The sequence below is a fragment of the Ligilactobacillus salitolerans genome (genome assembly GCF_003864415.1).
GTDB lineage: Bacteria > Bacillota > Bacilli > Lactobacillales > Lactobacillaceae > Ligilactobacillus > Ligilactobacillus salitolerans.
Genome location: NZ_BFFP01000012.1, coordinates 40,889 through 55,795, shown reverse-complemented (window position 1 = coordinate 55,795; position 14,907 = coordinate 40,889). Strand labels below are relative to the sequence as shown.

The following is a 14,907-nucleotide window of genomic DNA, read 5'->3' as shown; positions in this document are numbered from 1 at the left end:
GTTCGCCCATTAAAGCGGTACGCGAGCTGGGTTCAGAACGTCGTGCGACAGTTCGGTCCCTATCCGTCGCGGGCGTAGGAAATTTGCGAGGATCTGTCCTTAGTACGAGAGGACCGGGATGGACACACCGCTGGTGTACCAGTTGTCTTGCCCAAGGCAGCGCTGGGTAGCTAAGTGTGGATGAGATAAACGCTGAAAGCATCTAAGTGCGAAGCTCACCTCAAGATCAGATTTCCCATTCCTTTATGGAAGTAAGACCCCTGAGAGATGATCAGGTAGATAGGATGGAAGTGGAAGTGCCGCGAGGCATGGAGCGGACCATTACTAATCGGTCGAGGACTTAACCAAAGAGTCGCGCGGAAGTGCGGTTTGATAAAAGCAAGAAGAAATGTTGTTCAGTTTTGAGAGGATGGATCTTCTCAAAGAAAAATAGTGCGGTGGCGATTGCACGAAGGCTACACCTGTTCCCATGCCGAACACAGAAGTTAAGCTTCGTTACGCCAAGAGTAGTTGGGGGATCGCCCCCTGTGAGGGTAGGGCGCTGCCGCGCATTTTATTGGAGGATTAGCTCAGTTGGGAGAGCGTCTGCCTTACAAGCAGAGGGTCACAGGTTCGAGCCCTGTATCCTCCATTCCAATTCTTTGAGTCGTTAGCTCAGTTGGTAGAGCATCTGACTTTTAATCAGAGGGTCGACAGTTCGAGCCTGTCACGACTCATTTAATCTCAATAATCTTGACAAGCGGTTATTGATTTGGTAAACTAATAAAGTTGTGTTTATACATAGTTTGCCGACTTAGCTCAGTTGGTAGAGCATCTGATTTGTAATCAGAGGGTCGGGCGTTCGAATCGTCTAGTCGGCATATGCGGAAGTAGTTCAGTGGTAGAACATCACCTTGCCATGGTGGGGGTCGCGGGTTCGAATCCCGTCTTCCGCTTGTCAAAATATCGCCGGGGTGGCGGAACTGGCAGACGCACAGGACTTAAAATCCTGCGGTGAGTGATCACCGTACCGGTTCGATTCCGGTCCTCGGCATTTTGATTTTTTTATTTTTTTTTGCACCCATAGCGCAATTGGATAGAGTGTCTGACTACGAATCAGAAGGTTGTAGGTTCGACTCCTACTGGGTGCATTGATCGGGAAGTAGCTCAGCTTGGTAGAGCACCTGGTTTGGGACCAGGGGGTCGCAGGTTCGAATCCTGTCTTCCCGATTTGTATGTTTTTTATCGCGGTGTAGCTCAGCTGGCTAGAGCGTCCGGTTCATACCCGGGAGGTCGAGGGTTCGATCCCCCCCGCCGCGATTTCATACCAGAGCTTGGACCTTTAGCTCAGTTGGTTAGAGCAGACGGCTCATAACCGTCCTGTCGTAGGTTCGAGTCCTACAAGGTCCATTGTTTCAATGAACCTTATAGTATGAAACTTAATTTTATGGAGGATTACCCAAGTCTGGCTGAAGGGAACGGTCTTGAAAACCGTCAGGTGGGTAAAACCACGCAAGAGTTCGAATCTCTTATCCTCCTTTTTTATTATCGCGGGATGGAGCAGTCTGGTAGCTCGTCGGGCTCATAACCCGAAGGTCGCAGGTTCAAACCCTGCTCCCGCAATTCGGTCCTATGGTGTAGGGGTTTATCACGCCTGCCTGTCACGCAGGAGATCACCGGTTCAAATCCGGTTAGGACCGCTTCTCGTTGGGCATTCGCTCAAGTTGTGATTTTTATGGCTCGGTAGCTCAGTCGGTAGAGCAACGGATTGAAGCTCCGTGTGTCGGCGGTTCGATTCCGTCCCGCGCCATTGCAAAAATGCGGGTGTAGTTTAGTGGTAAAACCACAGCCTTCCAAGCTGTTGTCGCGAGTTCGATTCTCGTCACCCGCTTACGATCTAGAGATCGTTGTTATGGGCCTATAGCTCAGCTGGTTTAGAGCGCACGCCTGATAAGCGTGAGGTCGATGGTTCGAGTCCATTTAGGCCCATTAGTTTTATGTTATGGAGAAGTACTCAAGTGGCTGAAGAGGCGCCCCTGCTAAGGGTGTAGGTCGGTAAAACGGCGCGAGAGTTCGAATCTCTCCTTCTCCGTTTCTTTATGACCCGTTGGTCAAGTGGTTAAGACACCGCCCTTTCACGGCGGTAACATGGGTTCAAATCCCGTACGGGTCACTTTTTTATTATTATCGCGGGATGGAGCAGTCTGGTAGCTCGTCGGGCTCATAACCCGAAGGTCGCAGGTTCAAACCCTGCTCCCGCAATTCGGTCCTATGGTGTAGGGGTTTATCACGCCTGCCTGTCACGCAGGAGATCACCGGTTCAAATCCGGTTAGGACCGTTGTGACGATTTAAATTTGCCGTTCCTTAATTGGGACGGTTTTTTTGTATTCTGCTGCTCAGTCTTGACTGAAACGTGGTAGTGCGAGCGGGGAATTTGCTGTTTTGAGAAGATTCGTACTGGTTGGAAGCTGAAATTGCTTTGACAGATTAGGCCTACTCGGGATTTTTGTTTTGAAATCGAGCAGTACCTGCTTGATCATGTCCGTCTCTATCATGCTGAAGGGAATAATAATACCTGGACGTATTTTATATACCTTAGGCTTTTTTTATGTTAAAATTTACGATGTTACAACTCATTCCCGAAAGGATTCATTTTTGATGAAGATGCCTTGTAACCAATTATTAAACAGATAGTGGGGGAATTTTAATGTCAGAAAGACATTTATTTACATCGGAGTCCGTTTCAGAAGGACATCCAGATAAAATCGCAGATCAGATCAGTGATGCGATCCTTGATGCGATGTTAACGCAGGATCCCAACGCTCGTGTTGCGGTTGAAACAACAGTGACGACCGGTCTGGTTGTCGTCGTAGGTGAGGTTTCTACCTCAGCTTATGTGGACATCCAAAAAGTTGCACGTCAGACCATCAAAGATATCGGTTACGCTGACAATAAGTTTGGCTTTGATGGTGATAACTGTGCGGTTATGACCGCCATCGATGAACAATCGCCTGACATTGCTTTAGGTGTCGATCATTCGCTGGAAACTAAGTCAGGCCAAACTGATGTCCTCGATACGATTGGTGCCGGTGACCAAGGAATGATGTTCGGTTATGCCATTGATGAAACACCTGAATTAATGCCATTGCCGATTACTTTGAGCCATAAGCTGATGCGCAAGATCGCTGCTGTCCGTAAAACCGGAGAACTAACTTACCTTGGGCCTGATGCCAAAGCACAAGTGACGGTTGAATATGACGAGCAAAATGAGCCGTTCCGCGTCGATACAGTGGTTGTTTCTACACAGCATAAGCCGGAAGTGACTTTAAAGCAGATCCGGGCTGATATCTTAGAACACGTGATCAAAGCAGTCATTCCGGCAGAATTACTGGATGATGACACTAAATATTTTGTCAATCCAACCGGCCGTTTTGTTGTTGGCGGACCGCAAGGAGATGCTGGCCTAACAGGTCGTAAGATCATTGTCGATACATATGGTGGGTACGCACACCATGGCGGCGGTGCTTTTTCAGGCAAAGATGCAACTAAAGTTGATCGTTCGGCTAGCTATGCAGCACGTTATATTGCTAAAAACGTTGTTGCAGCAGGTTTTGCTTCTGAAGTCGAGGTACAACTCGCTTATGCTATCGGTGTTGCTCAACCTGTTTCCGTTTCGGTCAATACATTCGGAACTGGGACAGTTGATGATCAATCGTTGATTCGTGCGATCCGCGCTGTCTTTGATCTCCGGCCAGAAGGAATCATCCAGATGCTTGATTTGCGGCGTCCGATTTATAAGCAAACCGCCGCTTATGGACATTTTGGTCGGACCGACTTGGATCTACCATGGGAAAAGACAGATAAAGTTGTTGAATTGAAAGAACAATTTGTCAAATAAAAACGAATTAATTAAGCGCAGCTCATTGTGGATGAGTTGTGCTTTTTTCATAAAGTCTTTTAGGTGTATTTTTTACCTTGCAATGATATAATGTTAGCTATTAGACACTAGTAACGTTAAGTTGCCAGTAGGGACTGGCATATTCTGCGGGTCTTGTTTTAAATGAGTTTAGGGGGTTGATGATTTGAAAAAACGGAAAGAACGAATTGAAGCAGAAAAAGCTTTGCAATTTACCGAAAATTTTAAATCCGTCAAAAAAGCAACTACATATCTGGGAACTACAGTATTAATGGGAACAGCTGGTGTTGGGTTGAGTCGGACCAAGGCTTTAGCCGACACGACAGTCCAGGTTGCAGACGGACAACAGACAGGCGCTAAAAACGCTGGCAGCCAAGGTCAGGCTAACGGCAGCAGCAATCAGCAAGGACAAGGCACGGTTGCGGCACAAAACTCGCAGTCCACACCGCAAACAACGAGCGGTCAAGCCAGCTCCAGCAGTGAGCAGACTGCAAGTCAAGCAAAGCAACAAGTGGAAACTAATGGGGTAAACCAGCAAAACACTGCCAATAAAAGTCTTGCGACAAATAGTGTTTCAACATACAGTACGCGCTCGCTTTTTACATCAACACAAGGTTTCATAAATAATATTGCACCTTCCGCAATGCAGGTGGCGCAGCAGCGTGGACTTTACGCTTCGTTAATGATCGCCCAAGCGGCTCTGGAGAGCGGTTGGGGCAGCAGCTCTTTAGCAACGTCTGCTCATAACTTGTTTGGCGTTAAGTGGTCTGGGAGCGGAGCTTTTGTCAGCATGCAGACTTCTGAGTATTATGGCGGGAAGTCTCACACAGTTCAGGCTAATTTTCAGAAATATTCATCTTACACAGATAGTCTCAACAACTATGCGAATCTGATCTTGGGACATTTTCCTAACTCAACTCTCAAAGCAGGGAGTGTGGAAAAAGCTGCCGCTAATCTGGCACACGGTGTTTACGGAACTTATGCTACAGCACCGGATTATGCGGATAAACTTGTTAGGTTGGTCAATCAGTACAATTTGAAGCAATACGACAGCAAACAGAGCTCGACAGTTGGCTCATCAACTCCAATTATCGACCAGACAAGCACTAAGACAAATCAGTCTGGCGCAGTAGCTGCTAATGGACAATATACTGTTAAATCCGGCGACTCCCTCTATCGGATCGCAATTAATCACGGGATGACTTTGCCGGAACTAAAAAGTGCCAATAATCTGACCGGCAACGACATTTATCCAGGACAAAAACTCAAGGTCAAACAAAGCGGCACAACGAGTTCAACCAGCAGCAAACCTGCTGCTGGTCAAGCACAAAAAACGACCACATCAGCGCAAAAGCCGGCCAATGCTCAGACCTATCGGGTCCAAAAACACGATAGTCTCTGGTCGATCTCGCAGAAGTTTAAGACTAAAGTCGACCAGTTACGTGCTTGGAATAATTTGCAAGGTGATATTATCTACGTAAATCAAGAACTAGTCGTAGGTCAAAAAGCTGCGCAGACAACTCCGGTCAAGACTCAGAAAGTAAATCAAAATCAGCCTGCTGCGACTCAGCAGAACAAACAAACAACTGCTGGCTCGTCTTATACGGTTAAAAGTTCAGACAGTTTGTGGGCGATTGCACATCAGCATAATATGACAGTTGCTCAGATCAAAAAGCTAAATAATTTGACTTCTGATCTGATCACAGTTGGGCAAAAGCTTCAGCTGAGCGGACCTCAGAAAAGTCAGACTACAAGTACTGCTCAGAAGAAAACGGCGGCTCCTGAGCCAAACGACTCGAGCAGTACTTATCAGGTCAAATCAGGCGATTCTTTGTGGTCGATCGCAACTCAACATGGGATGACGGTCCCAGCGCTGAAAGCTGCTAATCATCTGACTAGTGATCTGATCACAGTTGGGCAAAAACTGCAGGTCAGAGGCAAGTCAGCTGCGAAAACAAGTACGCAGACTAAGCAAGCTTCAGCCAAGAAAACAAGCTCAAGCAAGCAGATAGCCGGGACCTATGTTGTGCAAAAAAATGATTCTTTGTGGTCGATCGCAAACGAACACCATACGACGATCGCCAAACTTCGCGAACTGAACCATTTGACCGGCAGCGTGATTTATATCGGCCAGTCATTGCGGGTTCAACAGCGTTCTTCTGTCAACGCAGCAACCAAGACAGTTCAGAGCCAGGATGCTAAGCAGGGAAGCTATGTAGTCGCGCAAGGGGATTCTCTTTGGCGGATCGCCACCCGCAATAAGTTGACAGTCAACCAGTTGAAGTCCTTGAACCATTTAGTTTCAGACACGATCTATGTGGGACAAACATTAAAATTAAAATAGAATGAATTAATTTAGCTATTGCATAACAAAAATGGGTTTGCTATAGTTAAAGATAATATTAACGCAGAGAAGGAATAGTAGGACAACCGACCGATCAAGAGAGTACGCGGTCTGGTGCAAGCGTAACAGCCGGTTGTGTGAACTCGCCTTTGAGTTTCTTGCTGAAGTTAGTAGGTAAGAACGGTATTTCCCGTTATGAAAAAGAGTGTCGGCTGGTGACGGTCGAAATTTAGGTGGTACCGCGAGCAATTCGTCCTATACAGTTCTTCTTTGATGAAGGACACGTATGGGACTTTTTTTATTGAAAATTGGAAAGGAAGTATTGGTCAAATGGCTTACGAGCATCAGAAGATTGAGAAAAAGTGGCAACGGTTTTGGGATGAGCATCAAACCTTCAAAACAACAGAGGACCCTGCTAAGAAAAATTACTATGCACTAGATATGTTCCCTTATCCATCCGGACAAGGGCTGCACGTTGGACATCCAGAAGGATACACAGCAACGGATATCGTTGCCCGGATGAAACGGATGCAAGGCTACAATGTGTTGCATCCGATGGGTTGGGATGCTTTTGGTTTGCCAGCCGAACAGTATGCGTTAAATACTGGACATTCTCCTCGGGAATTTACTAAGAAAAACATCAATAACTTCCGTCGTCAGATCAAATCGCTGGGCTTGTCCTATGACTGGGACCGTGAGATCAACACAACTGATCCCGATTATTACAAGTGGACGCAATGGATCTTCGAGCAGCTGTATAAAAAGGGCTTAGCTTATGAAGCTGAAGTACCGGTCAACTGGAGTCCAGATTTGGGAACAGTTGTCGCTAATGAAGAAGTGATCGATGGCAAAACGGAACGCGGCGGTTTCCCTGTGATCCGCAAGCCAATGCGGCAGTGGGTCTTGAAGATCACCGCCTATGCTGATCGTTTGATCGATGATTTAGATGGCCTGGATTGGCCAGAAGCGATCAAAGAACAGCAACGCAACTGGATCGGCCGCTCTGTCGGAGCTTCGATCCGCTTTAAGGTCGCAGATCAAGAAGACGAGATCGAAGTCTTTACAACACGCCCAGACACAATTTTCGGTGCTGCCTGCATGGTGTTAGCACCGGAACATGAATTGGTCAAAAAATTAACTAAACCGGAACAAAAAGAGGCCGTCGAAGCCTATGTCAGCGAAGTTTCCCATAAATCTGACTTGGAACGGACTGATTTGGCCAAAAACAAGACCGGTGTCTTCACTGGTTCATATGTGATCAATCCTGTAAACGGGCAAAAAGTTCAGATCTGGATCGCTGATTATGTTTTGGCTTCGTATGGAACTGGTGCGATCATGGTCGTACCAGCCCATGATGACCGTGATTACGAGTTTGCCCAGAAATTTGATTTGCCGATCGTGCCTGTCATCGAAGGTGGCGACATCACTAAAGAAGCCTATACTGGCGATGGCAAGCATATTAACTCCGGCTTTTTGGATGGTTTGGGTAAAGAAGCTGCGATTGCCAAAATGATCGACTGGCTGAATGAAAAGAAGGTTGGCGAAAAGAAAGTCAACTACCGCTTGCGTGACTGGCTCTTTTCTCGCCAGAGATATTGGGGTGAACCGATCCCAGTCATTCACTGGGAAGACGGGGAAACAACTCTTGTCCCTGAAGACGAGTTGCCGTTGCTTTTGCCAAAAGCTAAAGACATCAAGCCTTCCGGCACAGGGGAAAGCCCATTGGCCAACTTGACCGACTGGGTCAAGTTGGTTGACGAAAACGGCCGTAAAGGGAAACGCGAGACCAATACCATGCCGCAATGGGCTGGCAGCTCTTGGTACTTCTTACGTTATGTCGATCCGCACAATCAAGATGCTTTAGCTGATTACGATAAACTCAAGCAATGGATGTCAGTCGACCTTTACGTCGGCGGGGCCGAACATGCTGTTTTGCACTTGTTATATGCTCGTTTCTGGCACAAGTTCCTCTATGATCTAGGCGTTGTACCGACCAAGGAACCATTCCAGAAGCTGGTCAACCAAGGTATGATCTTAGGAGACAATCACGAAAAGATGTCCAAATCTAAGGGCAATGTTGTCAATCCAGATGACATCGTGGAACAATATGGTGCTGATACCTTACGTCTTTACGAGATGTTCATGGGACCTTTAGATGCCTCGATTGCTTGGAGCGAAGATGGTTTGAATGGAGCTCATAAGTTTATCAAACGGATCTGGAACCTGCTGATCGATGAGGAAGATGAATTGCGTGACCGGATCACGACGATCAATGACCATCAGCTTGATCAATCCTACAACCAGGCAGTTAAAAAAGTGACTGAGGACTTTACAGCTTTGCATTTCAATACGGCGATATCGGCTCTGATGGTCTTTGTTAATGACTGCTACAAGCAAGATTCATTGCCGCTGGAATATGTTGAGGGCTTAGTTAAGATGCTGGCACCTTTGACACCGCACTTGGCCGAAGAACTCTGGACCAAATTGGGGCATGTCGGCACGATCACCTACGCTGCTTGGCCAAGCTATGACGAAAGTAAGTTGATCAACGATGCAGTTGAGATCGTAGTTCAGGTGAACGGCAAGGTGCGTCAACACTTGGAAATTGCCCGCGACACAACACGTGATCAGATGCAAGAAATCGCTTTGGCAGATGAGCATGTTAAAGAAGAGCTGGCAGGCAAGGAAATCAAGAAAGTAATTGCTGTGCCAAACAAGCTGGTCAATATTGTTGTTGGTAAATAATTACAGGTAAAGAAAAGAAGCGTGGGTACTTGGATAAGGTACTCGCGCTTTTTGCTGGTTCATTCTTTCTCCGACTTGGAGCCAGACTGGATCACTCTGGTTCCATCTTTGCTCGACTTGGAGCCAAACCGAATTACTCTGGTTCCATCTTTTGACGTAATTAAGTTGTCTCTTTTCGTCAGACTTTATAAATTTATAATGATTTTGAATAAAGTTTGCTAAGTATTAATAAATTCTATAAAATTGTTTCAGGACTATATTTTAGGAGTTAATAGATTTTGAACTTCCTTTAAATTGAAAATGGAAAGCTGGTTTATTTTTGATGAGTGAACATAAGGTCCAGCCAAACCAGGGGCCAACCGTTTCTGAACCGACTGCTAAAGAGAAGATGTTGAAGGGTTCGGCTTGGATGACTGCCGGCAGCATTTTTTCTCGCGTCTTGGGGGCAATTTACATTATTCCGTGGTATGGGTGGTTCGGCGCTGACAAGTTGCAGGCCAACGCACTTTATACCAAGGGTTATACAGTGTACAGTCTCTTTATTATGATCGCTACGGCTGGGATCCCGTCAGCTGTTGCTAAACAAGTTGCTTATTACAACTCGCTAAATGAGTATCAGGTCGGTCGGCGGCTCTTTAAGAAGACAATGTATTTAATGTTTGGCTTAGGTTTGTTCTCAGCCGCGCTGCTCTGGTTCATCTCACCCTTGATTTCACAGGGTGATCCGCGGATGGTGCCGATTTACCGTTCCCTGGCAGTTGCCTTGATCTTGATCCCGGTGATGAGTTTAGCGCGGGGGTTCTTTCAGGGCTACCAAGATATGGCGCCTTCAGCGATGTCGCAGCTGGTCGAACAGTTTGTCCGAATTGTCTATATGCTCGCGGCAACCTACCTGATCATGCGTGTCTTTAAAGGCGGTTATGAATTGGGGGTCGTGCATTCAACGCTCGGCGCGTTTTTCGGTGCGATCGGGGGCTTAGTCCTCTTGGGTTATTACTATTTACGTCATCGGCGCCGTTTTGATGAGTTAGCCGATTCTAGTGCGAATGTTGTTGAGGTTTCGGACGGTAAATTGATCAAGGAAGTTATCTACCAGTCGATCCCGTTTATCTTTGTCAGCATTTCAATGACGTTATACAATCTGCTAGATCAAGCCACCTTCCAGCCGATCATGCAATGGATGACTAATTTTTCCCTGGATTCGATCAACGCCCAATATGCGTTATTTGCTGGGAATGCCAACAAATTAGTGATGATTATCGTTTCCTTGGCGATCGCGATGGCTTCAACTGCGATCCCGCTGTTGACCGAAGCTGTGACAAGTGGGGATATTGCAGGTACACGAGACCAAGTGACTGATGCCTTGGAACTGTTCTTCTTTGTGATGTTACCGTGTGCTTTAGGAATGGCAGCTGTGGCGCGTCCGTTGTACGTGCTGTTTTATTCCTATGATCACTTAGGGATTTTTATCATGAGTGTTTCAGCCTATACGGCCTTAGCCTTGGGCTTGTTCTCACTGATGTCAGCGATCTTGCAAGGGGTCTATGAAAATCGGATGGCGATCAAATACACGATCGTCGGTCTGATCGTTAAAGTTGTATTGCAATTCCCAATGACAACCTTACTGCACGGCTACGGACCAGTCCTTGCGACAGGAATCGGTATGGGCGTCTCTTGTTACTTGATGTTGCGTTTTATCAACCAAAAATTTGGCTTGGAACTGGGGCGCCTATTGAAGAGTTTTAATCAAATGGCAGTTTTTGCCTTGATTATGTTTGTTGTAGTCTTATTGATCGTCTTTGTGTCCGGGCTGTTCTTGAATGTGCAGAACCGTTTCTTCGCAGTTTTAGTCTTGCTTGTCGCGGTTGGAGCTGGTGCTTTTGTCTATGCCGGTCTGGCTTTGAAGACACGGGTTGCCGATAAAGTTTTGGGTTCTAAAGCTGGGTCTTTAAGAAGAGTACTGAGAATTAAATAAAAAATGAACGGTGAAGCTCTTGTGCACAAGGGCTTTATTTTTTCGCAAAATTATTCAGCACCAGATAGCAAAATGCTATAATTAAAACGATTACCAGCTTTTTTTGGAATCAAAGTAAGACATAGAGTTTATGGAGGGACAATCGTGGTTACAACATCAGAAGAAATAAAACGACGTTTATGGGATGGAGCCAATGATCTGCGGGGCTCGATGGATGCCAGCCGCTACAAAGATTATATGCTGGGGTTGATGTTTTATAAGTTTTTAAGTGATAAAACACTGCAAACCTTTAAAAATACTGCCAAGCTGGATAGCGGTGCCGATTTAGTGCAAGAGTATGCGGATGCTTATGAGCAAATTGGTGACCAGCTGACAAAGATGATCCAGACAGTTTTAGGCTATTATGTTTTACCGGAGCACTTGTATCAGACTTGGGTCAAAGATATTCGCAATGGTGACTTTGAACTTCAAAAAGTGATGGATAGTTTGAATGCGTTTGAAAGAAATATCGCAGTCAAAGGTGATGCGAATGACTTTAAGGGCCTTTTTTCGTCTTCTATCATCAACATGACAGATTCCGCGCTCGGCAGTGATCTTAACAAACGGAGTCGCAATATCAAGGACCTGATCTACCTCTTTGCTGATTTAAACATGGTTGACCTGCAAGAAAGCGACATTTTAGGGGATGCCTATGAATATTTGATTGGCCAATTTGCCTCTGATGCCGGTAAGAAGGCAGGAGAATTCTATACCCCGCATCAAGTCAGTGAAGTTTTGGCTCAAATCGTGGTCAAATCTTCTCAAATCAAATCGGTCTATGATCCAACGGTCGGTTCAGGATCGTTGCTGTTGACAGTTGGGAAGCATTTAAACAAAAATGAGCAAAAAGACCTGCATTACTATGGCCAAGAGTACATCACAGAAACCTATAATTTGACCCGGATGAACTTGCTGCTACATGGTGTTCGTCCAGATAAGATGGATATAAGAAATGCTAATACTTTGGCGCAAGATTGGCCTGAAGATCCTAAGCGACCGGATGAGGGTGTTCAATTCGATGCTGTGGTCATGAATCCGCCATATTCAGACAAAAAATGGAACAAGCGTGAAGATAAGCCTTTAAAAGTCAGTGATCCACGTTTTGCTGATTTTGGAGTTTTGCCTCCGGATGCCAAGGGAGACTTTGCCTATCTTTTGCATGGCTTATACCACTTGGGACCAGAGGGTACGATGGCAATCGTTTTGCCTCATGGGGTGCTTTTCCGTGGCGGGACTGAAGGCGAGATCCGCAAACGCTTGTTAGAGAAAAATTACATTGACGCTATCATTGGTTTGCCTAGCAATTTATTTACCAATACTGGCATTCCAGTCTGTGTCATGATTTTGAAGAAAAATCGTGAATTATCGGCACCATTGACAGTGATCGATTCTTCTAATAATTTCATCAAAGTCGGCAAGCAAAACGTGTTACGTGAAAAAGATATCGCCCAAATTGTGGATACCTTCGCTGAAAAAGTCGAGACACCAGGTTACAGTCATCTGGCAACTCGTAAGGAAATTATCGAAAACGAGTATAACTTGAATATTCCTCGTTACGTGGAAGCAGCAGATGCTGAAATCCCACAAGATGTTGACGCGCATTTGTTGGGCGGAATTCCACTGAAAAATATTCAAGCATTGAAAGTTTTGAATTCAGTGGTCAAAGACATCTTGGAACGGTCCTTGACAGAAATTCGTCCAGGGTATGCTGAGCTGAACAGGTCTTTGAGCGAACTGTCAGCTGAAATTCTAGCTGATCAACGCGTGCAGGATAAAGAGGCACAACTTGCTGAAAAAATCAGAGCCTATGTGGGCAAATATTGGCAGAAGCTGACTCAAGTGGACAAAGAAACTGAATTAAAAGATTTGAAGCTTGAAATGTTAACTGAGATCAAAAACTTGTTAGGTGAATTTGCTGACGTTGATGTGTATGCCGGCTACCAGGTGATTGCCGAAATCTGGAAAGACGTTTTAGTTCATGACCTAGAGTTAATTGCTGTGTTAGGTTTCTACCAAGCTGGTCGGACCCGTGAGCAGCAAATGGTGACTAAAGGGACTGGAGACAAAAAACATCAAGAACCTGCTGGTTGGATCGGTGCCATTGTCCTGAATGAATTGATTGCCAAGCATTTGTATGCAGACCAAGTTCAACAAATTGAAGATTTAAATAATGGAGTTGCTTCGATTGATGGGGAGCTCAGTGAACTGGTTGAAGCAGCAAGGGTTGAAGATAGCGATGAATATAATGCTTTGTTTGACGCAGTTAAGAAAAATAAAGAAGACGAACCACAAGACTCTTTTGAGAATCAGAAGATCAAGGCCGAGCTGAAGGAAGCAACCAAGGGCTCCATTGAATACGATCTTTTGAAAAAAGTTTCTAGCTTAACTAACAAGAAAACAGCTCTTAATAAGAAAATTAAAACTGGACAAAGTGATTTAGACGATGCAGTTTACCAACGAATCAAAAATCTCACCGATGAGGAAATTGATCAACTGGTCTTTGAAAAGTGGTTCAGCCAGGTCAATGATAAGATGGTCAGCTTAGTGAGCGAGCCACTCAAACAGGAATTGCAAACTTTGGGTGAGCTTCAGGAACGTTACTCATCCACTTTGAATTCTCTAGATACAGAAATCCAAGATGCTGAAAACGAATTCAATGATTTATTAGCAGAGTTGGTGGTGAGAAAATGATCGAAGAACAAAGAAATGTGCCAATTCGCCGCTTCAAAGAGTTCCAAAACGCTGATCCTTGGGAACAGCGTAAGTTGGGAGAAGAAGTTCTAATTACCATGGGACAGTCACCCAACTCTAAAAATTACACTGATAATCCTCGAGACCATATTTTAGTTCAAGGTAACGCTGATATGAAAGAGGGAAGAGTTGTTCCGAGGGTATGGACTACACAAGTAACAAAACAAGTTGAAAAAGGCGATTTAATCTTGAGTGTGCGCGCTCCAGTAGGTGATGTTGGGAAAACTGATTATAGTGCAGTAATTGGTCGGGGTGTAGCAAGTATAAAAGGAAATGATTTTATCTATCAGCAATTGATAAAAATGAAATCAACAGGCTACTGGTCTCGATACAGTACAGGATCAACATTTGAAAGCATTAACTCAAGTGAGATTAAGCAAGCGGATATCTGTGTTCCTAGTGAATTAGAACAACAGAAAATTGGCGATCTTTTTACTCACCTTGATCACCTTATCACCCTTCATCAACGTAAGCTTGATAAACTAAAAAATTTAAAATCGGCGTATTTATCAGAAATGTTTCCCGCTGAAGGAGAGCGTGAGCCTAAACGCAGATTTCCAGGATTTACTGGTCCTTGGGAACAGCGTAAGGCGTCAGAAATATCGGAAAACACTTTCGGAGGAGGTACTCCTAAAACTTCTACTAAGGATTTTTGGAATGGAAATATCCCATGGATCCAATCCAAAGATGTTGTGGAAGGTAGTGTGTTAAATGTTCATCCTCAAAAATATATTTCAAAAAGTGCTGTAAAAAAATCAGCTACAAAATTAATCCCTGCTAATTCAATAGCGATTGTTACTCGAGTCGGAGTCGGAAAATTAGCTATCGTCCCTTTTGAATACACAACCAGCCAGGATTTTCTATCTTTAAGTAATCTCAAAGTTAATAGGCTATTTGCAGTCTATATTCTTTACAAAAAACTACAAAGAGACTCAAATGCTGTTCAAGGCACATCTATAAAAGGAATTACTAAGAAGGAATTTTTGGAGAAAAAATTGATGGTTCCAAATAATTTGGAGGAACAAGAAAAGATTGGAAAACTTTTTTCTAACCTTGATCACCTTATCACCCTTCATCAACGTAAGCTGGATAAGCTGAAAAATTTGAAGCAAGCCTATCTAAATGAGATGTTCGTTTAATTTGTGCGTAAGTGCAAC

Annotated in this window: 6 protein-coding genes, 19 tRNA genes, 2 rRNA genes, 1 riboswitch and 1 other annotated feature; all 27 genes read left to right on the top strand. The window is 44.9% G+C overall.

Annotated elements, in window-relative coordinates:
- Nucleotides 1–348, top strand: a 23S ribosomal RNA gene (locus tag LFYK43_RS04910); the annotation flags it as partial.
- 85 nt (nt 349–433) lie between these two features.
- Nucleotides 434–550 (top strand): 5S ribosomal RNA (gene rrf, locus LFYK43_RS04905).
- A gap of 8 nt (nt 551–558) precedes the next feature.
- Nucleotides 559–631, top strand: a tRNA-Val gene (locus tag LFYK43_RS04900).
- A 12-nt stretch (nt 632–643) separates the two neighbouring features.
- A tRNA-Lys gene (locus tag LFYK43_RS04895) sits at nt 644–716 on the top strand.
- A gap of 71 nt (nt 717–787) precedes the next feature.
- A tRNA-Thr gene (locus LFYK43_RS04890) sits at nt 788–860 on the top strand.
- Nucleotides 861–863: 3 nt separating this feature from the next.
- Nucleotides 864–935: transfer RNA gene (locus tag LFYK43_RS04885), tRNA-Gly, on the top strand.
- 12 nt (nt 936–947) lie between these two features.
- A tRNA-Leu gene (locus LFYK43_RS04880) sits at nt 948–1,033 on the top strand.
- Between the two features lie 23 nt (nt 1,034–1,056).
- Nucleotides 1,057–1,130: transfer RNA gene (locus LFYK43_RS04875), tRNA-Arg, on the top strand.
- 5 nt (nt 1,131–1,135) lie between these two features.
- Nucleotides 1,136–1,209, top strand: a tRNA-Pro gene (locus LFYK43_RS04870).
- 16 nt (nt 1,210–1,225) lie between these two features.
- A tRNA-Met gene (locus tag LFYK43_RS04865) sits at nt 1,226–1,299 on the top strand.
- Between the two features lie 16 nt (nt 1,300–1,315).
- A tRNA-Ile gene (locus LFYK43_RS04860) sits at nt 1,316–1,389 on the top strand.
- A gap of 39 nt (nt 1,390–1,428) precedes the next feature.
- Nucleotides 1,429–1,518 (top strand) — tRNA-Ser (locus LFYK43_RS04855).
- Between the two features lie 10 nt (nt 1,519–1,528).
- Nucleotides 1,529–1,602: transfer RNA gene (locus tag LFYK43_RS04850), tRNA-Met, on the top strand.
- Nucleotides 1,603–1,605: 3 nt separating this feature from the next.
- Nucleotides 1,606–1,679, top strand: a tRNA-Asp gene (locus tag LFYK43_RS04845).
- Nucleotides 1,680–1,716: 37 nt separating this feature from the next.
- A tRNA-Phe gene (locus LFYK43_RS04840) sits at nt 1,717–1,789 on the top strand.
- 10 nt (nt 1,790–1,799) lie between these two features.
- Nucleotides 1,800–1,870 (top strand) — tRNA-Gly (locus LFYK43_RS04835).
- Nucleotides 1,871–1,893: 23 nt separating this feature from the next.
- A tRNA-Ile gene (locus tag LFYK43_RS04830) sits at nt 1,894–1,968 on the top strand.
- A 15-nt stretch (nt 1,969–1,983) separates the two neighbouring features.
- A tRNA-Ser gene (locus LFYK43_RS04825) sits at nt 1,984–2,071 on the top strand.
- A gap of 9 nt (nt 2,072–2,080) precedes the next feature.
- Nucleotides 2,081–2,152 (top strand) — tRNA-Glu (locus LFYK43_RS04820).
- A 15-nt stretch (nt 2,153–2,167) separates the two neighbouring features.
- Nucleotides 2,168–2,241 (top strand) — tRNA-Met (locus LFYK43_RS04815).
- Nucleotides 2,242–2,244: 3 nt separating this feature from the next.
- Nucleotides 2,245–2,318, top strand: a tRNA-Asp gene (locus LFYK43_RS04810).
- 283 nt (nt 2,319–2,601) lie between these two features.
- A riboswitch (SMK box riboswitch) is annotated at nt 2,602–2,690 on the top strand.
- Nucleotides 2,688–3,878, top strand: a complete 1,191-nt coding sequence (gene metK / locus LFYK43_RS04805) for a methionine adenosyltransferase (protein ID WP_124975993.1) — start codon at nt 2,688–2,690, stop codon at nt 3,876–3,878. Its footprint overlaps the riboswitch before it by 3 nt.
- Before the next feature lie 184 nt (nt 3,879–4,062).
- Entirely contained in the window at nt 4,063–6,240 is a 2,178-nt protein-coding gene (locus LFYK43_RS04800) for a muramidase family protein (protein ID WP_124975991.1), read from the top strand.
- A 55-nt stretch (nt 6,241–6,295) separates the two neighbouring features.
- Nucleotides 6,296–6,501, top strand: a binding site (T-box leader).
- 69 nt (nt 6,502–6,570) lie between these two features.
- A complete protein-coding gene (leuS, locus tag LFYK43_RS04795; protein ID WP_124975989.1) occupies nt 6,571–8,985 on the top strand; it encodes a leucine--tRNA ligase in 2,415 nt (804 codons plus the stop codon).
- A 322-nt stretch (nt 8,986–9,307) separates the two neighbouring features.
- On the top strand, nt 9,308–10,960 hold the full coding sequence (locus LFYK43_RS04790; RefSeq protein WP_124975987.1) for a putative polysaccharide biosynthesis protein: 1,653 nt from the start codon (nt 9,308–9,310) through the stop codon (nt 10,958–10,960).
- A gap of 144 nt (nt 10,961–11,104) precedes the next feature.
- Nucleotides 11,105–13,690, top strand: coding sequence for a type I restriction-modification system subunit M (locus tag LFYK43_RS04785; RefSeq protein ID WP_124975985.1), 2,586 nt, complete (start codon nt 11,105–11,107; stop codon nt 13,688–13,690).
- On the top strand, nt 13,687–14,889 hold the full coding sequence (locus LFYK43_RS04780; RefSeq protein WP_124975983.1) for a restriction endonuclease subunit S: 1,203 nt from the start codon (nt 13,687–13,689) through the stop codon (nt 14,887–14,889). Before LFYK43_RS04785 ends, LFYK43_RS04780 begins: the two co-directional genes overlap by 4 nt.
- Nucleotides 14,890–14,907: the final 18 nt, after the last annotated feature.

What these genes read in the sequence shown, in the direction of transcription:
- metK (WP_124975993.1), top strand. Translation starts at nt 2,688, where the DNA reads ATGTCAGAAAGACATTTATTTACATCGGAGTCCGTTTCAGAAGGACAT.
- LFYK43_RS04790 (WP_124975987.1), top strand. Translation starts at nt 9,308, where the DNA reads ATGAGTGAACATAAGGTCCAGCCAAACCAGGGGCCAACCGTTTCTGAA.
- LFYK43_RS04780 (WP_124975983.1), top strand. Translation starts at nt 13,687, where the DNA reads ATGATCGAAGAACAAAGAAATGTGCCAATTCGCCGCTTCAAAGAGTTC.
- leuS (WP_124975989.1), top strand. Translation starts at nt 6,571, where the DNA reads ATGGCTTACGAGCATCAGAAGATTGAGAAAAAGTGGCAACGGTTTTGG.